Source organism: Arthrobacter sp. 01T428 (genome assembly GCF_056398685.1).
Genome location: NZ_JBFTPW010000014.1, coordinates 39,528 through 61,831, shown reverse-complemented (window position 1 = coordinate 61,831; position 22,304 = coordinate 39,528). Strand labels below are relative to the sequence as shown.

Below are 22,304 nucleotides of genomic sequence, written 5' to 3'. Positions count from 1 at the left end.
ACCCAACCCCGCCGCCGGGGACAATACTCACAGGCAGCTCTCAGTTTCTCCGAGACACCGTTTAGCCGATGTCCTCTGCTTCAGGACTGCCTGCTTCAGGACCGTGTGCTTCAGCACCGCCGTACTCTCCGGCGCCATAGGAGCCAGACTCCTGCGCCAAGGTTTCGTCCAAGACCTCGCCGACAATCCGGAACGCCGTGGATGGCTGGTAACCCTTGCGGGCAAGCATCGACGCGAGCCGCCGGGTTTGCTTGTCCCGCTCGGCCCTGTCGGAAAGGTCCGTCCCGGCCCTCAATCGGCGTGCGACCAGATCCCTGGCCGCGTTCCGCTCGTCGTCGTCACTCACTTGCGCGAGCGCCTGCTCCGCGGTTTCCGTGTCGATGCCTTTGTCCGCCAATTCGCGCCTCAAGGCACCCCGGGCGAGTTTCCTCGACTGGGAACGGCTGCGGACCCACATCTCGGCGAAATCGGCGTCATCAATGAGCCGGACTTCCTCGAAGCGGTCCAGCACGGCTTCGGCCACCTCCTCCGGCACGTTCCGTTCGGCCAGTTTGCGGGCAAGCTGAAGCCTGCTCTTGGGCGAGTTGGTCAGTTGCCGCAAAACAATGGACCGGGCTACCGATTCCGGATTGGCCTCAGGGTCCGCCGCCACGGACGAATCCGCAGACGGGCCCCACGACCGGGAAGAACTTGAGGAACGGGAGCGGCCCTGGCGCTTAGCCGTCAACGGCCTTCAGCTTCGGAGATTTTTCGGCTTCGGCAGGCTTGACTACTCCGACGCCAAGCTTCTCCTTGATGAGCCGCTCGAGGTCCGCAGCCAACTCCGGGTTGTCCCGCAGGAAACGGCGCGAATTCTCCATGCCCTGGCCCAGCTGGTCACCGTCGTAAGTGAACCATGAACCGGACTTCTTGATGATGCCGTGCTCGACGCCCATGTCGATGATGCCGCCCTCGCGGGAAATACCCTGGCCGTAGATGATGTCGAACTCCGCGATCTTGAAGGGCGGAGCCATCTTGTTCTTGACGATCTTGGCCTTGGTCCGGTTACCTACCGAATCCGCGCCTTCCTTCAGCGTCTGGATACGGCGGACGTCGATGCGGATGGACGCGTAGAACTTCAGGGCCTTGCCACCGGTGGTGGTCTCCGGGGAACCGAAGAAAACGCCGATCTTCTCGCGGAGCTGGTTGATGAAGATGGCAGTCGTCTTGGTCTGGCTCAGCCGGCCGGTGATCTTACGCAGGGCCTGGCTCATAAGGCGGGCCTGAAGGCCGACGTGGGAGTCGCCCATTTCGCCTTCGATTTCAGCGCGGGGAACCAATGCGGCGACGGAGTCGATCACGACGATATCCAAGGAGCCGGAGCCGATCAGCATGTCCATGATCTCCAAGGCCTGCTCACCGGTATCCGGCTGCGAAACCAGCAGCGCGTCGGTATCGACGCCCAGTTTCGCCGCGTACTCGGGATCGAGGGCGTGCTCGGCGTCGATGAAGGCTGCGATGCCGCCCTGGCGCTGGGCGTTGGCCACAGCGTGAAGCGCGACGGTGGTCTTACCCGAGGATTCCGGGCCGTAGATTTCCACGATACGGCCGCGCGGCAGGCCGCCGATTCCCAGGGCGACGTCCAAGGCGATGGAACCAGTGGGAATGACTTCGATGGGCGCACGGATATCGTCACCCAAGCGCATGATGGAGCCCTTGCCGAATTGCTTGTCGATTTGGGCAAGCGCTGCCTCGAGCGCCTTCTCACGATCCTGGTTTGCCGCCATGGTTCACACCTCTGATGCTTTCTCGCTGTGGACTGGCCTGAACGGCCGCTTTCCTGTCTCATCCGACGCTAGTACGAGCCGCTGACAATTTTGTGTGCGACTTCGTCTATGTGGACAACTACGGGCTTCGAATGACACGGAAACCGCTCCGTCAGGACCAATTTTCCTCTGATAGGAGCATAGCCTCATCCGAACAGATATTCGAACAAATTTGTGGGCGTGTCCGTTCAGGAACGGGAACTCAGAACGTCCGGGAACCCTTGTCGGCGGGCTTGATGTCCCTGCCGAGCCGTCGCTCCTGGGGAACGTCCTGGACGTCGCACAGGGCAAGCCAGACGTCGCGGGGGCTGTAGCCCGCTGCCAAGGCGTCGTCTGCCGTCCGTCCGCCGACGCCGGCCAATACAAGGGAGCTGCTGAGGACCCGGGAGTAGCCAGCCCCGAATTCATCGTCCATCAGCCGCCAGAAGTCACTGATCCGCACCAATAGAGTCTCTCATGGGAGCGGACTCTAGAATGGTTGTCATGAGCAACACTCCCGACGACGCGCCAGAGATGGTGGAGGTTGGCGACAACGTCGACGCCGCCCTCCAGCAGGTGGAACACCAGCTGAGCATGTTCTGGCGACGCGCACGATCGCTGTCCCACCAGTTGTCCCGCCAGGTCCATCCCGACATGGAACCAGCCGCCTACGGACTGCTGACGATCATCCGGAAAGAGGGGCCAATCCGCCTCACGGAGCTCGCCTCGTGCATCGGCGTCGGGAAGCCATCGGTGAGCCGCCAGATCGCGTTCCTGGAAAGCATCGGCATGGTCTACAAAGAGGCCGACCCTCAGGATGGCCGCGCACAATCCATCCGGCTCACCCCCAAGGGCGAAGAAAAGATGCACCAGGTCCAGGACGCACGCCGGCAGGTGTTCCGGGAACGCCTGGGTGAATGGCCGCTGGAAGAAATCCAGACGCTTGCTGACTACATTGAACGGCTCAACGCCGCGTATGGCGAAGGTATCGGCAAGGACTGACCTCGCCAGGCCACAAAAGCCCAAGAAGGAGGGCCTCCAGCTGGAGGCCCTCCTTCTTTACTTCAGGTCCGCCTAGCGGGCTCCGGAGAGCATGCCCTGGGTGAAGTCGTCGTTCAGTTCGGCGCTGAGCTCGCGATCGAGATCGCGGCCATAGCGCTGGGCGAATTCCTGCGGGACGGTGTCCGGAACAGCGACGCCTTCGGCGACGGCAACCCGGTCACTGACCTCGCGGAGCATGCCGGACAACGGAACGTCCAGGGCCGAGCAGATCGAGGACAGCAGCTCTGAGGATGCTTCCTTCTGGCCGCGTTCAACTTCGCTCAGGTAGCCAAGGGAAACGCGGGCGCTGTGCGAGACTTCGCGGAGCGTACGGCCCTGGCGCTGGCGGACATCGCGCAGGACATCACCAATTTCGTGACGCAGTACAACCATTTTGCGCTCCTTCTGTTCGCTCGGTGCCTTCTCGGCCAAGCCCACATCCTTCCAGCGGACAACGCCGTTTATGGATACGGGCTGCTTAACCATCTGTATCGCCTTGCTCCCTCGTGAGGCCGGTTCACCTTGCGGGTGCACCGGTTGTTTTTTACATCCTAGGCGCCCCGGCCATTCCGGGGCGACACAATGTAACAACTATTGGGCCGCTGTTTTTGTTCCCGGCTACTTTACGTGCGGTAAGTCGGCATGGACAAGGCACTCCAACAAGCGCTCCAGTGCGGCCGCGGTCGCCTGCGCACGGATACTTGGGCGATCTCCCCGAAAGGAGTAGGCATGGGCCGCAGCTCCGCCCTGCGTGGCGACGCCAATGAAGACGGTGCCAACCGGCTTCCCGTCATGCGGCAAAGGTCCCGCAACCCCCGTCGTGGAGACCCCGACGTCGGCCCCGCACGCGCGCCTGGCACCGTCGGCCATGGCCGCCGCCACTCCGGCGTCGACGGATCCGACGGCGGACAGCAACTCCTCGGAGACCCCCAGGATTCCGGCCTTGACGGCATTCTGATAGGCGACCACCCCGCCCTGGAGCATGCCTGACGCGCCGGGAGTATCGGCGAGGGTGGCTGCAACCATTCCGGCTGTCAGGGATTCTGCGGTAGCCACGGTAACGCCCCGCTCGATGGCGAGGGCGACGGCGGACGCAGCCGCCTCATCAGCGGTGGGGCTCATGCGCGCTTGCCCGCCGAGCGAAGCTTTGCGGCTTCGATCACATATTCGGCGCCGGTCCACACTGTAATGGCGAGTGCGACGATCATGACCCAGAATGCCACGCTGACGAGCCACGGCGCGAAGGAATTCAGCGGCAGGATGTAGAGGAAGATCGCGACGGTCTGGATGACGGTCTTTAGCTTGCCGCCCCGCGAGGCCGGCATCACGCCATAGCGGATGACGAAGAAGCGCAAGGCGGTGATGCCCCATTCGCGCACGAGGATGAGGATCGTGATCCACCACGGCAGCTCCCCCAGCGCCGAGAGGAGAACGAGTGCCGATCCGATCAGCAGCTTGTCGGCAATCGGGTCCGCGATCTTGCCGAAGTTGGTGACGAGGTTGCGGCTCCGGGCGATGTCGCCGTCGAGCTTGTCCGTATAGATCGCCACAGCGAAGGCCACAACGGCGGCCCAGCGCCAAATGCCGTGCTGGCTGTTGTCCGCCAAGAGGAACCACACGAAGAACGGGACGAGGACAATTCGAAGCATCGTCAGGATGTTGGGCAGGTTCCAGATATCGGAGCTGCTGGAACCGGCTTTGCTGCCGTCGGATGTAGTCACCCCTCTAGGCTACCGTCCGGTCAATGACCAGGCGTCTTCGCCGCCGTCGTCCTCGTCATCGAGGCCATCTGCTCCGTCGTGGTACTCCGTGGCCTGCTTGCGGCGTTCGAGATCGGCGGCGACCAAGTCCTCGGCGTAGCCGCCGACGGCGATGTTCGCGTTCGCGTTGTCGCTCAGCGCCGCGGTGTGCGCGTCGGGGATAGCCGGAGCATCCTGCCCCTTCATGGCTGCCAGCACGGGAGCGAGGTCGTCGGGCTTGACCAGGACATCGCGGGCCTTGGAACCTTCGGACGGGCCCACGACGCCGCGCGACTCGAGCAGGTCCATGAGGCGGCCGGCCTTGGCGAAGCCGACGCGGAGCTTGCGCTGCAGCATCGAGGTTGAGCCGAACTGCGTGGTGACCACCAGTTCGGTGGCCTGGAGCAGGACCTCGAGGTCGTCTCCGATGTCGTCGTCGATCTGCTTCTTCTGCGCCTCGGGTGCGACGTCGTCACGGTAGACAGCCTTGAGTTGGCCTTTGACGTGTTCCACCACGCGGTGGATTTCGGACTCGGTGACCCAGGCGCCCTGCACGCGCATCGCCTTGGAAGCGCCCATCGGCAGGAAGAGGGCGTCACCCTGGCCAATGAGTTTTTCCGCGCCGGGCTGGTCCAGGACCACGCGGGAGTCGGTGACGGAGGACGTTGCGAACGCCATACGCGAAGGGACGTTGGCCTTGATCAGGCCGGTGACGACGTCAACGGACGGACGCTGGGTGGCGAGGACCAGGTGGATGCCGGCAGCACGGGCCAGTTGGGTGATGCGGACAATCGAGTCTTCGACGTCGCGCGGGGCCACCATCATGAGGTCGGCGAGCTCGTCCACGATCACCAGCAAGTACGGGTACGGCTTGATGACGCGCTTGGAGTCGACCGGCGGCAGAACCTTGCCGGCGCGGACCGCCTTGTTGAAGTCGTCGATGTGCTTGAAGCCGTAGTTGGCGAGGTCGTCGTAGCGGGCGTCCATTTCGCGCACCACCCACTGAAGTGCCTCGGCGGCCTTTTTGGGGTTGGTGATGATGGGCGTGATGAGGTGCGGAACGCCCTCATACGCGGTCAGTTCCACGCGCTTGGGGTCCACCATGACCATGCGGACCTCATCGGGTGTGGCACGCATCAGGATCGACGTGATCATGGAGTTCACGAACGACGACTTACCGGCACCTGTGGCACCGGCCACGAGCAAGTGCGGCATTTTGGCGAGGTTCGCGACGACGTAGCCGCCCTCGACGTCCTTGCCGACGCCCATCACCATGGGGTGGTCTGTCCGCCTGGCGTTCTGGCTGCGCAGGACATCGCCGAGGGACACGGTCTCGCGGTCCGTGTTGGGGATCTCGATGCCGATGGCCGACTTGCCCGGAATAGGGCTGAGGATACGGACATCACTCGATGCCACGGCGTAGGAGATGTTCTTGGACAAGGCAGTGACGCGCTCCACTTTGGTGCCGGGAGCAAGTTCGATCTCGTAGCGGGTCACGGTGGGTCCGCGGCTGAATCCGGTGACAGTGGCGTCCACGTTGAACTGCTGCATCGTGTCCGTCAAGGCGGCCACGACGGCGTCGTTCGCTTCCGTGCGTTCCTTCGGGATGGAGCCCGGAGTCAGGTTGTCGGAGGACGGCAGCGTGTACGTGACGTCCCCGGCGAGCGAAAGTTGTTCGGTGCGCTGCGGGATCGGCGTCGGGGGCGGTGGTGGACTGACCGGTGCCGAAGGCACGATGACCGGTGGAACGGCGGCGGCCGGCGCGACCAAGGGGATCGCTTCGGTGGCGTTGTCCGCAACCGCCTTCGCGCTTCCGAGTCCCTGGGCGGCTTTGATCTTCTCGACGGCGATTTCAGCCTGGGTCGGCCTGCGCACGCCCGGCGGCACGGCGGGCCCGCCCTTCGCGGGAGGGGCATCGTCGTCGACGATTGCGTGCTCGAAGGCTTCGTCGCCCACATAGCCCTCGAGTGTGGGGTCGTCGTCGTGGTCCTTGCCGAAGAAGCGCTTCCGGCGCTTCTTCTTTGGCTCAACGGCCGCCTCGTTTTCGTAAAGGTAGCTGCGGTCGTGGGAATCGTCGTGCTGCGCGCCGGCATCCACGAGATCGACGCCCATGAGGTGCTCGTAGGCGCCCCGGATACGCCGGGGAATGGCGCCGAAGGGCGTGGCCGTGACAATCAGGAGGGAGACGAACGCCAAGGCACCGTAGACCAGGACGGGTACGGCAGGGTGGATGGCGGCAAGAGGCGATGCCGCGAGGAAACCGAGCATCCCGCCCGCACGCCGGAGGCCATCGAAGCCGTCGGCGACGGTCGGCTGGCCCCCGATGATGTGGGCCAAGCCGGTTCCGGCGAATGTCATGATCAGGAAACCGATGCCCACGCGGTTGTTGCCCCGGCTGTCCCATGGCTGCCGGAAGAGCCGGAAGGCGCAGACAAAAAGCATGAGCGGCAGGAGCAAGGACACCCAACCGAAGGTTCCGTTCACGATGCTGTAGACAACGTCCGGGAACCAGCCTTTGAAGCCCCACCAGGCGAAGGTTGCTATGAAGACACCGAGAGCCAGGTTGAAGAGCGCGGCGCCGTCCCGGCGGTCGGCGGGATCAAGGTCACTGACGTCATGGCCGATCCGGCGGACCCCCGCACCCACCACGTGCCCGATTCCCAGCCAGACGCCCGCCAGCGCACGCAGGATCCAGGGCTGTTGGGGTTCGACGACGGCGGCCTGCTTGCCGCGGGCCGCGCCTGTGCTGCTCCTGCCGGTCTTGGCCGGGGTCCGGCCGCTGCCCGAGCCGCTGGTTTTGCTGTTGGAGCTGCCTCTAGGCGCGGAGGTAGTACGAGTCGCCATATCGGCCACGCTACCCCAAGCCGTCCGGAAAGCCGCGGATTTCAGGGGAACGGAGGAGCCATGTTGCCCCTGTAGAACAATCCGCGGACCTGGTTCCGCGGCGGGCTGGCCTTCAAACACGAACGGCCCGGTTCGCTTGAACCGGGCCGTTCGGAGTCTTCTCCGTCCGGGCTATGCTTCCAGAACCAACGGGATGATCATGGGGCGCCGGCGAAGCTTGCGGTTGACCCACGTGCCGATCACGCGGCGCACGACTTGCTGGAGCTGGTGGTTGGTGTGGTCCGCGTGGTGGAGCACCGCGTCTTCGAGGGCAGCATTGATCTTGGGGATGATTTCGTCGAACACGGAATCGTCTTCGGCCACGCCGCGGGCGTGGATTTCCGGGCCCGAGACGATCTTGCCGGTGGTCCGGTTGATCACGGTGATGACCGAGATGAAGCCCTCGTCGCCGAGGATCCTGCGGTCCTTGAGGTCGGCGTCGGTGATTTCACCCACGCTGGAGCCGTCCACATAGACGAAGCCCACTTCCACCTGGCCAACAACATTGGCTTTGTGGTCCCTGACGTCGATGACTGTGCCGTTGTCGCTGAGGATGACGCGGTCCGAGGGCACGCCGGAGTCCTCCGCCAGGTTGCCGTTGGCGATGAGGTGACGGGTTTCGCCGTGCACAGGCATAGCGTTCAGGGGTTTGAGGATGTTGTAGCAGTAGAGCAGTTCGCCCGCAGCGGCGTGTCCGGAGACATGCACTTTGGCGTTGCCCTTGTGCACGACGTCGGCGCCGAGCTTGAGCAACCCGTTGATGATCCGGTAGACCGCGTTCTCGTTGCCGGGGATGAGGCTCGAGGCCAGAATAACGGTGTCGCCCTGGCCCACCACCACGCGGTGGTCACCGTTGGCCATCCGGGACAGTGCCGCCATGGGTTCGCCCTGCGAGCCCGTGGACATGAGGACCACGCGGTGGTCCGGCAGGTTGTCGATGTTCTTGATGTCCACGAGGATTCCCGGCGGGACGTCAAGGTAGCCCAGTTTCGCGGCGATAGCCATGTTGCGCACCATGGACCGGCCCACGAAGGCGACATTGCGGCCATGCTTGGCGGCGGCGTCGAGTACTTGCTGCACCCGGTGCACGTGCGAGGAGAAGGAGGCAACGATGATCCGCTTCTTGGCCTGGCCGAACAAACGGTCCAAGGTGGGGCCGATCTCCTTTTCCGCCGTGGTGAAGCCGGGAACATCCGCGTTGGTGGAGTCGGCCATGAACAGGTCCACCCCTTCTTCACCCAGGCGGGCGAAGTGGCGCAGGTCCGTGATGCGGCCATCGAGGGGCAACTGGTCCATCTTGAAGTCGCCCGTGTGCAGGACGTTGCCGCCGGCAGTGCGGATGAAGACGGCCAAGGCATCCGGAATGGAGTGGTTGACGGCAACGAATTCGCATTCGAAGGGGCCGAACTGCTCCACCTGCCCTTCGGCGACCGTCAGCGTGTACGGCTTGATCCGGTGTTCCTGGAGCTTGGCCTCGACGAGGGCAAGCGTCAGCTGGGAACCGACCAACGGCAGATCCGCGCGCAGGCGCAGAAGATACGGCACAGCGCCGATGTGGTCTTCGTGGCCGTGCGTCAGGACGATGGCAACTACGTCGTCCAGCCTGTCCTCGATGTACGAGAAATCGGGCAGGATCAGGTCGACACCCGGCTGTGTCTCTTCAGGGAAGAGCACGCCGCAGTCAACCACCAGCAGCTTGCCGTTGATTTCGAAAACGGCCATGTTGCGGCCGATCTCCCCCAGCCCGCCGAGGGGCACAATCCGGAGTGTTCCCTGCGGAAGTTTGGGCGGGGTGACAAGTCCGGGAAGGGCGGTTTGGGTCATAATGCGCTACTTTCCGGCGGAATCGTTCTAGACAGTGAAGTCCATTCCAGCTTCCGCCAAGTCCTCGCGGATGATTGCGATCTCGGCGGCGTCCGGCTCCACGAGGGGCAAACGGACAACCGAGTTGGGCAGGACTCCCTGCCATTTAAGAATTTGTTTGGCGGCGACGGCGCCTTGGACCCGGGTCATGGTTGCGCGGATCACGGGCTCGAGTTCGAAGTTGATCTTGCGTGCCGTGCCAAGGTCGTTCGAGTTGATGGCGTCGATCAGCTCACGGAAGCGGCGGGTGACAACGTGGGTGGTGACGCCAATCAGGCCCACCGCACCCATGGCCATCCACTGGAGGGTCAGTCCGTCGTCCCCCGAGTAGAAAAGAAGGTCGGTTTCCGCCATGACGCGTGTGGCCGCGGCGAAATCGGCCTTGGCATCCTTGACCGCAACGATGTTGGGGTGGGAGGCAAGGCCGATCATGGTCTCCGGCGCGATCTGGATGGAGGAACGCCCGGGAATGTCATAGAGCATGACAGGAAGCTCGGTGGCGGACGCAATGGCCTCGAAGTGGGCCCGGACGCCAGCCTGGCTCGGCTTGTTGTAGTACGGGGTGACGAGCAGGAGTCCGTCGACGCCGAGCTTCGCGGCTTCCTGGGAGAGGTGCACCGAGTGCGCGGTGTCATTGGTTCCCGTGCCCGCGATGATTGCCGCGCGACCGCCCACGGCTTCCTTCACGGCGCGGAACATGCCGAGGTTTTCCTCGTCGGTGAGCGTGGACGTCTCCCCCGTTGTTCCGGTGACCACCAGGCCATCGCAGCCGTCGTCAACAAGCTTGACTGCCAGTTCCGCTGCCTGCTTGTAGTCAACTTCGCCGTCCTTGGTGAACGGGGTGACCATGGCGGTCAGAAGGGTACCGAGAGCAGGAACGTTCGCACGAGAGTCAGACATATGAAAAACGTTACCCTGTCAGCTGCGGGTTAGGAGAATGGGGCCCGCGTGATTGTCGTCAAATTCAACGAAATGGGAGCACGGCCTCAGGCCGAAGCGTCGCTGTGGCGCCCGGGCGTCGCTGGCCTCTCCGGCGAGCAATACCGGGCAACCGCGGACTCCCGCAAGCGGTCCGCCCACGCTCCCAGCCGCTGTGCTGCCCGCACATAGTCGAACAATTCAACGGGGGTCAGCGATTCAACGTCGGTCTCCGCGAGCCGCCTGGCAAGTTCGGCGCCCGGTTGCTGTTCGCCCAGAACGGTTCCCTCGCGGCGCCACTGCACATCTTCAGGGGGTTCCCCTGCGACAAGCTGCCGGAAGAGGAAATCGACGACGCCCGGGCTCATCGCCTTCATGGGCCCATCCAGGCCTTGGGGATAGCCATTCGGCCGCTTCGAAGGATCGTTCATGCAGCCATGGTATTCGAACATATATTCGAATACAAGGTGTTCTCTCCGAGGGGCCGGACGCTACCGCTCCGCTGCGGTGGGCTCAGCGCGGAAGAGTCGCACGGCGTCGCGCATGGATTCCCGCGCGCGCTTGCGGTCGCCGGCGGCATCGTAGGCGCAGCTGAGCCGGAACCAGGAACGCCAGTCCTCGGGGGCGGCCTCGGCCTCCACCCGGTACTTTTCAAACTCGGCGTCCGCGGCTGCACGCACGATGCGGCCTCCCGGCGTGCGCGGCAGGTTGTCCACCGGCAGCCCGCCTTCGGCTTCGAGCACCTTCGCCATCTTTTCCGTGCGCGCACCGAAAACAAGCTCGCGGATCAATGCCCACGCTCCAATGATCGGAAGCACCAGGTAGGCGGCTCCGATTCCCTTGGCGACCAGGTTCGCGTCACTGAGCAGCAGGATCGAGCGCTCGAAGGTAACCACGAGGTAAAGAACCAACAACAGGGTGACGGCACCCACCCAGATCTTGGTGCGGTTCTCCTTGAATGCTTTCCAGAGCGAGCCCATGCGCCTACAGCCCCAGATCCAAATAGCCGTCCAGGCCGACGGTCAGCCCGGGGTGGGACGCCACATTGCGCAGTCCCAGCAGCACACCGGGCATGAAGGACGCCCGGTCGAAGGAATCGTGGCGGATGGTCAGTTGCTCTCCCGGGCCGCCGAGGAGCACTTCCTGATGCGCCACGAGTCCACGCAAACGGACGCTGTGGACGCGGACACCGTCCACGTCGCAACCGCGGGCACCGTCGAGGGCCGTGTTCGTGGCATCCGGGCTGGCCGGGACGCCGGCTTCTTCGCGGGCGGCGGCAATGAGCTGGGCGGTGCGGACGGCGGTGCCCGAAGGCGCGTCCACCTTGTTCGGGTGGTGCAGTTCGATGATTTCCACCGATTCGAAATACTTGGAGGCCTTGGCGGCGAAAGCCGAGGCGAGGACGGAGCCGAGGGCGAAGTTGGGGGCGATCAGGACGCCGGATTCCGGGTTCGCCGCAAGCAGGCCGCGCAAGGCCGCGAGCCGTGCAGCGTCCCAGCCGGTAGTGCCGACAACAGCGTGCATGCCGTGTTCGACGGCGAAGCGGACGTTCGCTTCGGTGCTGTCCGGAACGGTCAGGTCGACGACATACTTCGCACCGGCGTCGAGCAGGGTATCAAGGGAATCGCCGCGGCCGAGCGCCGCGACGAGCTTCATGTCGGCGGCTGCCTCCACCGCCTTGACGGCTTCGATACCCATGCGGCCCTGGGCGCCCAGAACGGCGACAGCAAGTTGTTCGGTCATGCCCTTAACCCTACCGGGCGGCGCGCCGGGTTTTTCGCCCCAACGTGGGGTCGCCGGGAAGCTACTCCCCTGCCCCGACCCACTCGACCGTGCCGTCGCTGAAGAACTGTTCCTTCCAGATGGGCACTTGCGCTTTGATCCTGTCCACGAGCTCCGAGCACACTGCGAAAGCCTGCCCTCTGTGTGCAGCGGCAACGGCGCAGACGAGCGCAGGTTCGCCAATCTCCAGCAGGCCGATCCTGTGCGCTGCCCAGATCCGTACAGGCTGGGCTGCCTCCCCCGAGTGCTCGGCCACGAGCTTCGCGACGACGTCGGCCATGACCTGGTGCGCCGTGGGGTGAGCGCTGTAGCTGAGCCTGTCGACGGGTTTGCCGCCGTCGTGGTTCCGGACCACGCCGCTGAAGCTCACTACCGCTCCCGCCGTGTCCGATTCAACCGCCGCTATGGCCTGGTCGACGGAAATCGGCTCCGCGCTGAGGATCGCGCTGATGACTTCGAAGTCGGTTTCAGTGGTCATGGCTTCCCTCCAACTGATCGCATAGGTGGGCGATGACAGGATCAAGGACAGCAAGGCCGTCCATTACGCCCTTCGGTGAGCCCGGCAGGTTCACGATGAACGTCTTGCCGGCTGTACCTGCATGGCCCCGGCTCAACATCGCCATGGGGGTCTTGGCGGCACCGGCGCGCCGGATGCCTTCCATGAGCCCCGGTATTTCTCGGTCAAGCAAAGGCAAGGTGACTTCCGGAGTGCGGTCATCGGGGCTCAGACCGGTACCGCCGCTCGTAATGACGACGGCGGGTTCCAGGGTCAGCAGCGCCCGGATGGCGGCACCGACCGGCTCCCCATCCGGCACTACCATGACGGGGAAGGTCTCGTAGCCGTGTTCGACCAGCCAGTCCAGGATCACGGGGCCGCTCTTGTCCTCATAGATTCCTGCCGCGGCACGGTTGGAGGCGATGACCACGCCGGCCTTCCGCGGCCCACGGACGGGTTCGCAGGCGTTCATGCGCGCTCTCCTTCGCCGGGCGCGCCGGACGGGGCGGGAACGGCCCAGTCGCCGCTCTTTCCGCCGCTCTTGGCCAGCACCTGGATGCCGCTGATGACTGCGTGCTTGTCCACTGCCTTGATCATGTCGTAGACGCTCAAGGCGGCCACCGATGCCGCAGTCAACGCTTCCATTTCCACGCCCGTGACGCCCCTGGTCTTCACCGTTGCCAGGACAACCACCGTGTCCGGGCCAAGTTCGAAGTCCACGGTGACCTTGGAAATCGGCAGCGGGTGGCACAGCGGGATGAGTTCGGGCGTCTTCTTGGCTGCCATGATGCCCGCAACGCGCGCTACCGCGAGGGCGTCGCCTTTCGGAAGCTCACCGGCGCCGAGCAAGGAAAGCACCTCGGCGGTGCTGTGGACGGTGGCCGTGGCGGTCGCCTCCCGTGTGGTCACGGCCTTCCCGGAGACGTCGACCATTTGGGCTGTACCATCTTGGCGCAAATGCGTAAGGGCGCCGCCGACCATGCCGGCGGGTTCTGGAGTGTCGTTCACAACATCCATACTTCCACTTCCGCCCCGGCGTCGAGTTCCGTGACGGCCGCAGGCACCTGGACCAGCGCGTTCGAGTTGGCCAGCGCATGGATGAGATGGGAGCCGGCACCGCCCTCCAGCCGGACTGTTCCCCCCGGAAGCAGCGTTCCGCGGCGGACCTGGTGTTTTCCGGCGGGCGAAGTCAAAGACTCCGTAAGGCGGGCCTGCAGGCTGGGCCGCAAGGCGGGGCTTCCGACCACGGCGGCGAGCGCCGGGCGAAGGAACATTTCGAAGGACACGAGGCAGCTCACGGGATTGCCCGGGAATCCCAGGAAGGGCACGCCGTCGAACATTCCGATCCCTTGGGGGCCGCCGGGTTGCATGGCCACCGACACGAATTCGACGGCGTGGCCCATCATCGCCTGCCGGACCACTTCGTAGGCTCCTTTGCTGACGCCCCCGGTGCTGACGATGAGATCGACGGTCCCGCTCCGGCCGCGGAGGAGCGCCAACAGCTCGGCGGGATCGTCGCCGCTGATTCCCGTCCGTGTGACGTGGAGGCCGGACTGCAGCATGGCGGCTTCGAGCAGGGTTCCGTTGGAATCGTAGATCTTGCCTGCCGGCAGGGACGTGCCGGGCTCCACGACTTCGTCGCCCGTGGTCACCAGGAGCACGCGCACCGGCGTGCGGACCTCGACGGCGGTCATCCCCAAGGCGGCGAGCAGCCCCAATTGCCCGGGCCCGAGGGCAGTTCCTGCGTGCAAGGCGACGGTTCCCGCGGTGATGTCGCTCCCGGCGTCGCGGACGAACGTTCCCGGCTCGGTGGTGGGAAGACGGACAGTTGCTGGCACGCCGGGGACGGGAAAGACATCAGGCAGGGCCTGTTCGATAGGCACGACGGCGTCGGCCCCCTCGGGCATCATGGCGCCCGTCATGATCGGGGCTGCGGTGCCCGGGATGAGTCGGACCGGTGCCGCGCCGGCCGGGACCGGGTCCACGACCGTCAGCTCCGCACCGGCGTCGCTCCCTGCGTGGGGGGCAAGGTCGGCTGAGCGGACGGCGAACCCGTCCATCTGGGAGTTGGCGAACGGCGGCAGGCTGAGCGGGGCCAGGACATCGGCGGCAAGTACCCGGCCGAGCGCCCCCATCAGCGGAAGCTCCTCGGTGCCCTTCGTGTCCGCGAGGCCGGACAGCAGCTCCTGGACGGCTTGGCGGTGTGCTGCGACGGATCGTGCCACGAGGGTTCCTCCCGGATTGGTTCGCTCAGACTTTCACAGCCTAATGTCAGTTGGCGGTGACATGGATGGTGTGGAACCCCGTGGCGCCGTCCGGGGCGACGGGAGTTTGGGCTTCGGGCTGCGGCGTACCCGTGGCATCGGTGGCACGGACCTGGACTTCATGGTTCCCGGAGCCCAGCTCAAGGCCCAGCTGCCATTGGTACCACGTATCCGACGAGATCCCCGGCGCGAGCTTGGCTTCCTGCCACTTGCCGCGGTCGACGCGCAGCTCCACCCGGGAAACGCCGCGGTGTTGAGCCCACGCGACACCGCCGAACTGGACCGTTCCCGCCTTTACTGAGCGGCCGTCCCGGGGCACGTCGATGCGCGACTGGGTCTTGATGGGACCGTGGTCGCTCCAACCGCGAGGGACCCAGTAGCCCTGATCGTCGGCGAAACGCGTCACCTTCAGTTCGGTCAGCCATTTGGTGGCCGAAACATAGCCGTAGAGGCCCGGGACGACCATCCGGACGGGGAAGCCATGCTCCAGCGGCAGGGGTTCGCCGTTCATTCCGACGGCGAGGATCGCGTCCCGGTTGTCGGTGAGCGCCTCGAGGGGGGTTCCGGCGGTCCAGCCGTCAGTGCTGCGGGAGAGCACCATGTCCGCACCGGGCTTCGGTCCGGCCATGGCGAGGAGTTCGCGGACCGGCCAGCCCAGCCAGAGGGCGTTGCCGATCAGGTCTCCGCCGACTTCATTGGATACGCAAGCGATGGTCACGTGACGCTCGATCATCGGCTTCGTCAGCAGGGCGGCGAAATCCAAGGTGACTTCGCGTTCCACCAGGCCAGTCACCTTGAGGGTCCAGTCCGGCGGATTCACGGCAGGCGGGATCAGAGCGGTGTCGATCCGGTAGAAGTCGGGGTTCGGCGTGACGAGCGGCTGCAGGCCCGCCAAGGTGAGGGCGGCGCCGTCGGGAACCTTTTGCGGGGGCGTCACCGGGGCAGGAAGCGCCACCCCGCGGCGGAAATCGGATGCCACCGTTCCCGCCCTCCGCACGAGGGTCGTGACGATCCCCGCCGCCGCCGCTGCTATCGCGGTTCCACCCAGCAATTGCATAAAGCTTCGGCGCGCCAAGGGCATGTCGCTTGCAACGGGCACGGGTCGCCAGGTTTCCAGCCGCTGGATCAGGAGCCGGAGGAAAAGCATGGTGACCATCGTGGCCACGACAGGGGCGATTGCGGCTGTCGGCGCGGCTTGGGCACGGGTCAGCACTGCAGCCAGCCCCGCAGCTCCAGCGAGCAAGGCGAGCGCGAGCCCCGCTCCTTTTCGCCGATACTCCAGAAGTCCTGCTACCGCGGCGAGGACCAAGGTCACCAGGGCGATGCTGACAATCAGGGCAAGTTTGTCGGCGGTGCCGAAAAGGTTGACGGCCAGTTCCTTGGCCCAACCCGGCACGGCGTCGATGACCACACCGCCCAACGCGGTGACCGGTGAAACGGACGGGCTCAGGAACCCGGCCAGCAACTCGCCGGCCGCCACCCCGAACCCGATGGCCACCACGCCGCACGCCGCCGCCCACCGGACGGCCGTCCTGGTACCGGCTTTCTTCGAAGTGGTCCTGCTCATAATGTGCCTGCCTGTTTGGGGCTCTCGGACGGAACGGTGTCCGCGTGGACTGTCTGCTTCGGAAATACCTCGGCGTGGGCCGGGGCGGCCTGTGCACCCGACGGAAGGCGGAGCGTGAATCGGCAGCCCTCGCCGGTGTTCGCCACCGTGACCGTGCCGCCGTGAGCCTTCACGATGCCCGCCACCATGCTGAGCCCCACGCCTGCTCCGCTGTATCGCGGTGCACCCCCTTCCACAGGCTTCCCCGCTCCCCGGGAACGGTCCTTTTGCCAGCCGGTCTCGAAAACGTGGGCGAGATCCTCCTCGTCGATGCCTCCGCAGCTGTCCACGACGTCGACGACGGCGTCGCTCCCGTCGCGTCCGACGCGAACCATGACCCCGCCGTCGGGCCGGCTGTAGATGATCGCGTTGAGCAGCACGTTCCGGACGGCCCGTCCCAGGCTGGGGCCGTCCGCGACGGCCATGCACTCCCGGTCGCCGCCGCCGTCGAGCCGGATGCCGCGTTGGGCGGCGAGGGGCGCGAGATCGGCGATGGCGTCGCTCACGAGGTCGTAGAGGTCGAGGGATTCTGCGCTCAGGCGGAGCGTTCCCGCCTGGATTTTGGACAGTTCCAGGAGGTCGTTGACCATGACCGCCATCTGGTCCGTCTGGGCGATGATCTTGCGGTAGTACGCGGGGATGTCGGAGGCCATGCCATCTTCCAGCGCTTCGGCCATGGCCCGCATGCTGGCCAAAGGGGTCCGGAGGTCGTGCGAGATCCAGGAGACCAGTTCGCGGCGGGCGGTTTCGACGGCGGCTTCCCGTCGCCGGGATTCCTCAAGTTTGACGCTGCTCGCTTCGAGTTCCTGGGCTAGCTGGGCGAGCTCGGAGTTCATTGCCGGTCCGGCCCGCCGGGATCCCGATTGTGGCAGGAAGGAGCCATCGAGGGCTTCTCCGCTGCCGAGGCGCCGCGTTGCTGCGACGAGCCGGATCGCATTGCGGGACACCCCGGCCCCGAGGACCAGGGAAATCGCGATCGCCACGGCCGAGGCTACCCCGAGGATGTACCACATGACTTCGAGGTCCAGGGCGGAAATGAACATCGCATTGAAGGCGCTCACCATCCCTGCCACGAGGACGGCAACGGTGGCCACCACCACGAGGCAAATCTGGACCAGGATCGACGCGCCACGCAGGAAACGCAGCAAGGCAAGGGTCAAGGCGCCGATGAGGACCGCCCACAGCAGCATCCAGCCCAGGATGGTGAACATTTCAGCCGGCTGCATGTCCACCTTCCTTCGCGTCAAAGCGGTAGCCGACTCCCCAGACCGTTTTGAGCAGCACCGGGGTGGTGGGGTTGTCTTCGATCTTTTCCCGCAAGCGACGGACGTGGACGGTCACAGTGGACAAATCCCCGAAGTCCCAACCCCACACTGCCTTGATGAGATCCTCGCGGCTGAACACCTGGTTGGGCCGGCGGAGGAGGAACGCCAGCAGGTCGAACTCACGCACCGTAAGCATCAGGGGTTTGCCATCCTGGAGCACTGTGCGCGAGGCAGGATCCAATTCGAAGCCGGCGAGTTCGACTGGCGGTTCCGGGCTGAATTCCCGGATGCTCCGGCGCAGGACGGACTTCACGCGGAGGACCAACTCGCGGGGCGAGAAGGGCTTGGTGACATAGTCGTCCGCTCCGCTTTCCAATCCCAGGATCCGGTCGTCTTCCGTGCCGAGGGCGGTCACCATGATGATCGGTACGCTCATGGCCAGGCGGAGCCTGCGGCACACTTCCACGCCGTCAAGTCCGGGCAGCATCCGGTCCAGGATGACAAGGTCGGGCCGCCTGGCGGCCGCGAGGCTCAGCGCGGTGAAGCCGTCGCCCGCGAGATCGACTTGGAAGCCTGCCTGGACCAGGTAGTCCCGGACGACGTCGGCGATGGTCTGTTCGTCTTCGACCAGCAGGATGCGCCGATTGCCGACGTCGGCACCGTGCGGGGCGGGCTGCGTGTTCACACCTTCAGCATAGATTCGCGTGGTGCCCGCGGTACGTGTTCCGGGCGTCCACGGGCCAACCGTATGCATTCCGTAAGAAGTCACCTCTTGCGTTGCCTTCCACGGGAGCGGATGACGAACGTGACCGGTGGCCGATATCACGCTCGGGCCCTGCCTGGCGTAGCCTGAACCCATGAGTGTTCAGCTAGGCATGCCGTTGCCCCCTGCGGGCGACGGGACGGGAAGCGGCGTTTCTGCGCCCCCGCCGCGCCCTGCAGGAACTCCCCCTGGCCTGTTCGATCGTCACGGACGCCGGGCCACCGACATGCGCTTGTCCCTGACCGACAAATGCAATCTCCGCTGCACCTACTGCATGCCGGCCGAAGGCCTCGAATGGTTGTCCAAACAAGCCGTGATGACCGCCGCCGAGATCGTCCGGCTGGTGCGGATCGGCGTCGAACAGCTCGGGGTCCGCGAACTGCGCCTCACCGGAGGCGAGCCCCTGGTCCGCGCCGACCTGGTGGACATCATCACCGCCCTCCGCCAGGCGCACCCCGATCTGCCGATCTCCATGACCACCAACGGCGTCGGACTCGACAAGAAAGCGGCGGCGCTCAAGGAAGCCGGACTCACCCGCATCAACGTGTCCCTCGACTCCCTGCACGAAGAAACCTTCACGAAGCTGACCCGGCGGCCTTTCCTGGACAAGGTGTTGGCCGGCGTCGACGCCGCCCGGGCCGCAGGCCTGGGACCGGTCAAGATCAACGCCGTCCTCATGCGCGGAATCAACGACGCCGAGTCCCCCGAGCTCCTGGCCTGGGCAGTGGAGCGCGGCTATGAACTGCGCTTCATCGAACAAATGCCGCTGGACGCCGACCACGGCTGGACCCGGCGCGACATGATCACCGCAGCCGAGATCCGCGAACTGCTCTCCCGCGACTTCGCCCTGGCCCCGGACCCGCGCGAACGCGACGGCGCACCGGCGGAACGATTCGAAGTACGACGGCGGGACCCGGCATCCGTCCAAGCCACCGGTCCGCTCCTGGGCACCGTCGGCATCATCGCCTCCGTCACCGAACCGTTCTGCTCCGATTGCCGGCGCACAAGGATCACCGCCGAAGGCAAGATCATGAGCTGCCTGTTCTCCCGCGAAGAATTCGACCTGTTGGGACTACTTCGGTCCGGAGCCAGCGACGAGGAACTCGCCCAACGCTGGCAGGACGCCATGTGGATCAAACCCAAAGCACACGGCATGGACCACACCGGCCTCGGCGCACCCGACTTCGTCCAACCAGACCGCAGCATGAGCGCCATCGGAGGCTGAGGCTTTGCTCGTAAGATACTTCGCTGCCGCGCGCGCCGCGGCAGGCGTCGAAGAGGAACACCACGATCTCCCGGACGGAACCAGCTTGGACGGGCTGATCGCGGCCGTGCTCGCCGTCGAACGTCCGGAACCACCGGCCGGCACGCCGCCCCTGGCCCGGATCATTTCGCGCAGCAGCTTCCTGCGCAACGAGATAGCGGTCCGCGACCATTCGGCGGCCCTCGGTGCGGACGACGTCGTCGACGTCCTCCCGCCGTTTGCCGGGGGCTGAGCCGGCCACGGCCGGAGGGTGGCTCCCGGGGTCCAAGGAGCCTACGCTGTGCCTATCCGCGCAACAGCAAAGGAACAGCCATGTACACCCTCCTGATCGAACACGCCGTGAACGACTTCGACGCATGGAAGCGGTCGTTCGACTCGGATCCGGCAGATCGCGCCGGCTCCGGCGTTGTTTCGTACAGGGTCTCCAAGCCCGTGGACGATTCCCAGCGGGTCCTGATTGAGCTTGATTTCGCCGAGCGGGAGCGCGCTGAATCAATGCTGGACACCTTGCGGACACGGGTGTGGAGTGGACCTGGAAGGCCGGCCTCGCTCGACGGCATGCCGGATGCGCGGATCGTTGAGTCGTTGGAGGCCAAGGTCCTCTGAACGCTGTGCCTGCCGGACGTGTGCCTTAGACGCGCCTGCACACAGAGACCATGAACGGGCTGAACGTCGGGGCATCCCCGAGCCTCAGTTCCGCCGTGTGGGTCAGCACGCCGCCGTCCACCTTGAAGGTGTGGCGCGCGGTCCCGCGAGGACTACGCCGCTCAAGCCTGAGCGTGCCGTCCTCCCAATGCCCGCGGGCCGGAGCTTCCGGTGGCCGGCCCATACTGTCCACGTAGTACCAGAGGGTCTCTCCGTGGTCCGGGTCAACGGTGAAGACACCGTGGCCCTCGAAATGGGTGCCGTCAGGCTCGATGTGCCGGTAGCTCTGCACCAAGGCGTAGCCTCCCGCCGCGCGCGAGAATGTCACCTCGGCGTCGGCGGTCCGGGCGGGTCCCCAGGGCGAGGCCGCAAGCTCGGTGCTCCCCCGCCAATGACCCAGGAATGCCTCCAGCGCAGTGTGTGCATGACTCTTCAATGGCTCGTTCATGGCGACTCCTGCGCGGGACGATGGATACGTCACCATCATGTTCCCGATCGAGCAGGCGCGTCCAGCCTTCCCCACCCGGACGCGGGTTCAGAGGCCGAACGTCTCGGATTCCTCGAAGGGCCCGACGACGGTTACGGTGCGGGGGGCTTCGGCGAGCACCCGGGCGAGTTCCTGGACCTGCTCGGCGGTGACGGCCTTGATGCGGTCCAGCGTTTCGTCGATGTCCTGGAATTCGCCGGAGACGAGCTCGGCGCGGCCGAGGCGGGACATCCGCGAACCGGTGTCTTCAAGGGCCAGGACGATTCCGCCGCACAATTGGCCGACGGCCTTGCGCAGTTCCTCGTCCGTGATTCCGTCGGCAGCGAGCTTGTCCAGCTCGGCGCCCAGGAGTTCCAGGACCTGCTTGACCTTCGACGGCGTGCAGCCGGCGTACATGCCGAAGTAGCCTGCGTCAGCATAGGCGGAGGCGAAGGAATAGGTGGAGTAGACGAGGCCCCGCTTTTCGCGGATCTCCTGGAAGAGGCGCGAAGACATGCCACCGCCAAGGACAGCGTTCAGGACGCTCATCACGAAGCGCCGATCGTCGGTGGCCACGATCGAGGGGCAACCCATGATGATGTTGGCCTGCTCCACGGGACGCTTGATCACATGCAGTCCTGCGGTACCCGTGATGTCCGCCCGCTCGGTGGAGCGGCGCTCAACGGGGGCAGCGGTCTCCTTCAGCTCCCACCCGGCCGTCCGCAAGGCATCGAGCACGAGGCGGCACACGATGTCGTGGTCCAGGCCGCCGGCAGCGGTGATCACGATTTCGTCGGGTCGGTAGTAGCGCTGGTAGTGTGCCCACACCGAATCGCGGGACACAGCCTTGATGGCGGCAGGGGTGCCCCCGATCGGTCGGCCCAGCGGATGCACACCGAGCACTGCGGCCACGAAGTTTTCATGTGCGACGTCGGTGGGGTCATCGCTGTCCATGGCGATTTCCTCAAGGATCACGTCGCGTTCCTGCTCAAGTTCCGCAGGATCCAGCACGGCGCCGGTGATCATGTCCGCGATGACGTCGATAGCCATCGGAAGATCTGTGTCCAGCACCCGCGCAAAGTAGCACGTGCTTTCCTTCGCGGTGGCCGCGTTCGATTCACCGCCGACCTCGTCGAAAGCGGACGCGATCTCCAGGGCTGTGCGCTTCTTGGTGCCTTTGAACAAGAGGTGCTCAAGGAAGTGGGTGGAGCCGTGCTGGCCGTCCGCCTCGTCCCGGGAACCGACACCCACCCAGAATCCGATGGTTGCGGATCGCTGCCCGGGCATGGCCTCTGTGAGCACCCGGACGCCTCCCGGAAGCACTGAACGCCGGACAACGGAGCCGCCTTCGGCGCCATGGATCAATTCGCCGCCGGGCACGGTCTGCGCCAATGGGAGGGGTACGACAGTCATCAAGACCTTTCAGTTCTGCGGGAAATCATGGGTGCCAAATCTGGCTGCAATCGTACCAGCGGGCGCATCGCCCCCGGGACGGGAATCCGTTGTTAAAACCGGGCAGGACCGG

The 22,304-nt window shown here is 65.3% G+C and carries 25 protein-coding genes; 4 read left to right on the top strand and 21 right to left on the bottom strand.

The genetic code is table 11. The features are described from left to right. Nucleotides 1-61: 61 nt before the first annotated feature. From AC1DJB_RS15675 to AC1DJB_RS15665, 3 genes are all read right to left on the bottom strand, one after another. Nucleotides 62-652 carry a regulatory protein RecX gene (locus AC1DJB_RS15675; RefSeq protein WP_307053496.1) on the bottom strand — a complete coding sequence of 197 codons (591 nt, stop codon included), beginning with the start codon at nt 650-652 and terminating at the stop codon, nt 62-64. A 64-nt stretch (nt 653-716) separates the two neighbouring features. After that, on the bottom strand, nt 717-1,766 hold the full coding sequence (gene recA / locus AC1DJB_RS15670; RefSeq protein ID WP_059387807.1) for a recombinase RecA: 1,050 nt from the start codon (nt 1,764-1,766) through the stop codon (nt 717-719). A 241-nt stretch (nt 1,767-2,007) separates the two neighbouring features. Further along, nucleotides 2,008-2,247, bottom strand: a complete 240-nt coding sequence (locus tag AC1DJB_RS15665) for a DUF3046 domain-containing protein (RefSeq protein WP_307053497.1) — start codon at nt 2,245-2,247, stop codon at nt 2,008-2,010. 41 nt (nt 2,248-2,288) lie between these two features. Here AC1DJB_RS15665 and AC1DJB_RS15660 point away from each other — a divergent pair, with 41 nt between their 5' ends. Further along, nucleotides 2,289-2,786 carry a MarR family winged helix-turn-helix transcriptional regulator gene (locus tag AC1DJB_RS15660; RefSeq protein ID WP_284989330.1) on the top strand — a complete coding sequence of 166 codons (498 nt, stop codon included), beginning with the start codon at nt 2,289-2,291 and terminating at the stop codon, nt 2,784-2,786. A gap of 72 nt (nt 2,787-2,858) precedes the next feature. On the opposite strand, the gene AC1DJB_RS15655 is transcribed toward AC1DJB_RS15660, so the two are convergent. The 16 genes from AC1DJB_RS15655 to AC1DJB_RS15580 all read right to left on the bottom strand — a co-directional run bounded on the left by AC1DJB_RS15655 (nt 2,859) and on the right by AC1DJB_RS15580 (nt 18,326). Then, on the bottom strand, nt 2,859-3,311 hold the full coding sequence (locus tag AC1DJB_RS15655; protein ID WP_059387810.1) for a helix-turn-helix domain-containing protein: 453 nt from the start codon (nt 3,309-3,311) through the stop codon (nt 2,859-2,861). 132 nt (nt 3,312-3,443) lie between these two features. Continuing rightward, a complete protein-coding gene (locus AC1DJB_RS15650; protein ID WP_306962853.1) occupies nt 3,444-3,947 on the bottom strand; it encodes a CinA family protein in 504 nt (167 codons plus the stop codon). Next, a complete protein-coding gene (pgsA, locus tag AC1DJB_RS15645; RefSeq protein WP_284989332.1) occupies nt 3,944-4,546 on the bottom strand; it encodes a CDP-diacylglycerol--glycerol-3-phosphate 3-phosphatidyltransferase in 603 nt (200 codons plus the stop codon). The genes AC1DJB_RS15650 and pgsA overlap by 4 nt, the downstream gene beginning before the upstream one ends. Before the next feature lie 9 nt (nt 4,547-4,555). Continuing rightward, nucleotides 4,556-7,408, bottom strand: a complete 2,853-nt coding sequence (locus AC1DJB_RS15640; protein ID WP_476910568.1) for an FtsK/SpoIIIE family DNA translocase — start codon at nt 7,406-7,408, stop codon at nt 4,556-4,558. Between the two features lie 171 nt (nt 7,409-7,579). Then, on the bottom strand, nt 7,580-9,271 hold the full coding sequence (locus AC1DJB_RS15635; RefSeq protein WP_059387811.1) for a ribonuclease J: 1,692 nt from the start codon (nt 9,269-9,271) through the stop codon (nt 7,580-7,582). 27 nt (nt 9,272-9,298) lie between these two features. Beyond that, nucleotides 9,299-10,210: a 4-hydroxy-tetrahydrodipicolinate synthase gene (gene dapA / locus AC1DJB_RS15630; protein ID WP_059387812.1), complete on the bottom strand. Its 912-nt coding sequence runs from the start codon at nt 10,208-10,210 to the stop codon at nt 9,299-9,301. Between the two features lie 86 nt (nt 10,211-10,296). After that, on the bottom strand, nt 10,297-10,659 hold the full coding sequence (locus AC1DJB_RS15625; protein ID WP_306962846.1) for a hypothetical protein: 363 nt from the start codon (nt 10,657-10,659) through the stop codon (nt 10,297-10,299). Between the two features lie 60 nt (nt 10,660-10,719). Continuing rightward, on the bottom strand, nt 10,720-11,208 hold the full coding sequence (locus AC1DJB_RS15620; protein WP_306962844.1) for a hypothetical protein: 489 nt from the start codon (nt 11,206-11,208) through the stop codon (nt 10,720-10,722). Nucleotides 11,209-11,212: 4 nt separating this feature from the next. After that, nucleotides 11,213-11,971: a 4-hydroxy-tetrahydrodipicolinate reductase gene (gene dapB, locus AC1DJB_RS15615; RefSeq protein WP_332603260.1), complete on the bottom strand. Its 759-nt coding sequence runs from the start codon at nt 11,969-11,971 to the stop codon at nt 11,213-11,215. A gap of 61 nt (nt 11,972-12,032) precedes the next feature. Then, nucleotides 12,033-12,488: a molybdenum cofactor biosynthesis protein MoaE gene (locus AC1DJB_RS15610; protein WP_236816685.1), complete on the bottom strand. Its 456-nt coding sequence runs from the start codon at nt 12,486-12,488 to the stop codon at nt 12,033-12,035. Then, nucleotides 12,478-12,978 (bottom strand): MogA/MoaB family molybdenum cofactor biosynthesis protein, encoded by a 501-nt coding sequence (locus AC1DJB_RS15605; protein WP_306962839.1) that lies wholly within the window; start codon nt 12,976-12,978, stop codon nt 12,478-12,480. Before AC1DJB_RS15605 ends, AC1DJB_RS15610 begins: the two co-directional genes overlap by 11 nt. Continuing rightward, the gene (moaC, locus tag AC1DJB_RS15600) at nt 12,975-13,523 is read right to left on the bottom strand and encodes a cyclic pyranopterin monophosphate synthase MoaC (RefSeq protein ID WP_307053501.1); all 549 of its coding nucleotides are present in this window, start codon (nt 13,521-13,523) and stop codon (nt 12,975-12,977) included. The genes AC1DJB_RS15605 and moaC overlap by 4 nt, the downstream gene beginning before the upstream one ends. Continuing rightward, entirely contained in the window at nt 13,511-14,731 is a 1,221-nt protein-coding gene (locus AC1DJB_RS15595) for a molybdopterin molybdotransferase MoeA (protein WP_476910567.1), read from the bottom strand. Before AC1DJB_RS15595 ends, moaC begins: the two co-directional genes overlap by 13 nt. A gap of 46 nt (nt 14,732-14,777) precedes the next feature. Then, a complete protein-coding gene (locus AC1DJB_RS15590) occupies nt 14,778-16,337 on the bottom strand; it encodes a molybdopterin-dependent oxidoreductase (protein WP_476910566.1) in 1,560 nt (519 codons plus the stop codon). Further along, nucleotides 16,334-17,602: a sensor histidine kinase gene (locus AC1DJB_RS15585; RefSeq protein ID WP_476910565.1), complete on the bottom strand. Its 1,269-nt coding sequence runs from the start codon at nt 17,600-17,602 to the stop codon at nt 16,334-16,336. Before AC1DJB_RS15585 ends, AC1DJB_RS15590 begins: the two co-directional genes overlap by 4 nt. Further along, complete coding sequence (locus AC1DJB_RS15580; RefSeq protein WP_284989343.1) at nt 17,589-18,326, bottom strand: response regulator transcription factor; 738 nt, start codon at nt 18,324-18,326, stop codon at nt 17,589-17,591. Before AC1DJB_RS15580 ends, AC1DJB_RS15585 begins: the two co-directional genes overlap by 14 nt. 172 nt (nt 18,327-18,498) lie before the next feature. Between AC1DJB_RS15580 and moaA the strand changes: the two genes are divergently transcribed. The 3 genes from moaA to AC1DJB_RS15565 all read left to right on the top strand — a co-directional run bounded on the left by moaA (nt 18,499) and on the right by AC1DJB_RS15565 (nt 20,274). Next, nucleotides 18,499-19,629 (top strand): GTP 3',8-cyclase MoaA, encoded by a 1,131-nt coding sequence (moaA, locus tag AC1DJB_RS15575; protein ID WP_476910564.1) that lies wholly within the window; start codon nt 18,499-18,501, stop codon nt 19,627-19,629. 4 nt (nt 19,630-19,633) lie between these two features. Further along, a complete protein-coding gene (locus tag AC1DJB_RS15570) occupies nt 19,634-19,900 on the top strand; it encodes a MoaD/ThiS family protein (RefSeq protein WP_284989345.1) in 267 nt (88 codons plus the stop codon). An 80-nt stretch (nt 19,901-19,980) separates the two neighbouring features. Continuing rightward, nucleotides 19,981-20,274 (top strand): hypothetical protein, encoded by a 294-nt coding sequence (locus AC1DJB_RS15565; RefSeq protein WP_306962826.1) that lies wholly within the window; start codon nt 19,981-19,983, stop codon nt 20,272-20,274. Between the two features lie 25 nt (nt 20,275-20,299). On the opposite strand, the gene AC1DJB_RS15560 is transcribed toward AC1DJB_RS15565, so the two are convergent. Continuing rightward, a complete protein-coding gene (locus AC1DJB_RS15560; RefSeq protein ID WP_284989347.1) occupies nt 20,300-20,761 on the bottom strand; it encodes a DUF1579 family protein in 462 nt (153 codons plus the stop codon). Between the two features lie 87 nt (nt 20,762-20,848). Further along, on the bottom strand, nt 20,849-22,192 hold the full coding sequence (locus tag AC1DJB_RS15555) for a M16 family metallopeptidase (RefSeq protein WP_441433215.1): 1,344 nt from the start codon (nt 22,190-22,192) through the stop codon (nt 20,849-20,851). Nucleotides 22,193-22,304: the final 112 nt, after the last annotated feature.

Excerpts from the sequence above, each read along its gene's own strand:
- AC1DJB_RS15565 (WP_306962826.1), top strand. The coding sequence starts at position 19,981 with ATGTACACCCTCCTGATCGAACACGCCGTGAACGACTTCGACGCATGG.
- AC1DJB_RS15660 (WP_284989330.1), top strand. The coding sequence starts at position 2,289 with ATGAGCAACACTCCCGACGACGCGCCAGAGATGGTGGAGGTTGGCGAC.
- AC1DJB_RS15625 (WP_306962846.1), bottom strand. The coding sequence starts at position 10,659 with ATGAACGATCCTTCGAAGCGGCCGAATGGCTATCCCCAAGGCCTGGAT.
- AC1DJB_RS15610 (WP_236816685.1), bottom strand. The coding sequence starts at position 12,488 with ATGACCACTGAAACCGACTTCGAAGTCATCAGCGCGATCCTCAGCGCG.
- AC1DJB_RS15650 (WP_306962853.1), bottom strand. The coding sequence starts at position 3,947 with ATGAGCCCCACCGCTGATGAGGCGGCTGCGTCCGCCGTCGCCCTCGCC.
- AC1DJB_RS15585 (WP_476910565.1), bottom strand. The coding sequence starts at position 17,602 with ATGCAGCCGGCTGAAATGTTCACCATCCTGGGCTGGATGCTGCTGTGG.
- AC1DJB_RS15590 (WP_476910566.1), bottom strand. The coding sequence starts at position 16,337 with ATGAGCAGGACCACTTCGAAGAAAGCCGGTACCAGGACGGCCGTCCGG.
- recA (WP_059387807.1), bottom strand. The coding sequence starts at position 1,766 with ATGGCGGCAAACCAGGATCGTGAGAAGGCGCTCGAGGCAGCGCTTGCC.
- moaA (WP_476910564.1), top strand. The coding sequence starts at position 18,499 with ATGAGTGTTCAGCTAGGCATGCCGTTGCCCCCTGCGGGCGACGGGACG.
- AC1DJB_RS15560 (WP_284989347.1), bottom strand. The coding sequence starts at position 20,761 with ATGAACGAGCCATTGAAGAGTCATGCACACACTGCGCTGGAGGCATTC.
- AC1DJB_RS15620 (WP_306962844.1), bottom strand. The coding sequence starts at position 11,208 with ATGGGCTCGCTCTGGAAAGCATTCAAGGAGAACCGCACCAAGATCTGG.
- AC1DJB_RS15640 (WP_476910568.1), bottom strand. The coding sequence starts at position 7,408 with ATGGCGACTCGTACTACCTCCGCGCCTAGAGGCAGCTCCAACAGCAAA.
- moaC (WP_307053501.1), bottom strand. The coding sequence starts at position 13,523 with ATGGATGTTGTGAACGACACTCCAGAACCCGCCGGCATGGTCGGCGGC.
- AC1DJB_RS15605 (WP_306962839.1), bottom strand. The coding sequence starts at position 12,978 with ATGAACGCCTGCGAACCCGTCCGTGGGCCGCGGAAGGCCGGCGTGGTC.
- AC1DJB_RS15655 (WP_059387810.1), bottom strand. The coding sequence starts at position 3,311 with ATGGTTAAGCAGCCCGTATCCATAAACGGCGTTGTCCGCTGGAAGGAT.
- AC1DJB_RS15635 (WP_059387811.1), bottom strand. The coding sequence starts at position 9,271 with ATGACCCAAACCGCCCTTCCCGGACTTGTCACCCCGCCCAAACTTCCG.
- dapB (WP_332603260.1), bottom strand. The coding sequence starts at position 11,971 with ATGACCGAACAACTTGCTGTCGCCGTTCTGGGCGCCCAGGGCCGCATG.
- dapA (WP_059387812.1), bottom strand. The coding sequence starts at position 10,210 with ATGTCTGACTCTCGTGCGAACGTTCCTGCTCTCGGTACCCTTCTGACC.
- AC1DJB_RS15555 (WP_441433215.1), bottom strand. The coding sequence starts at position 22,192 with ATGACTGTCGTACCCCTCCCATTGGCGCAGACCGTGCCCGGCGGCGAA.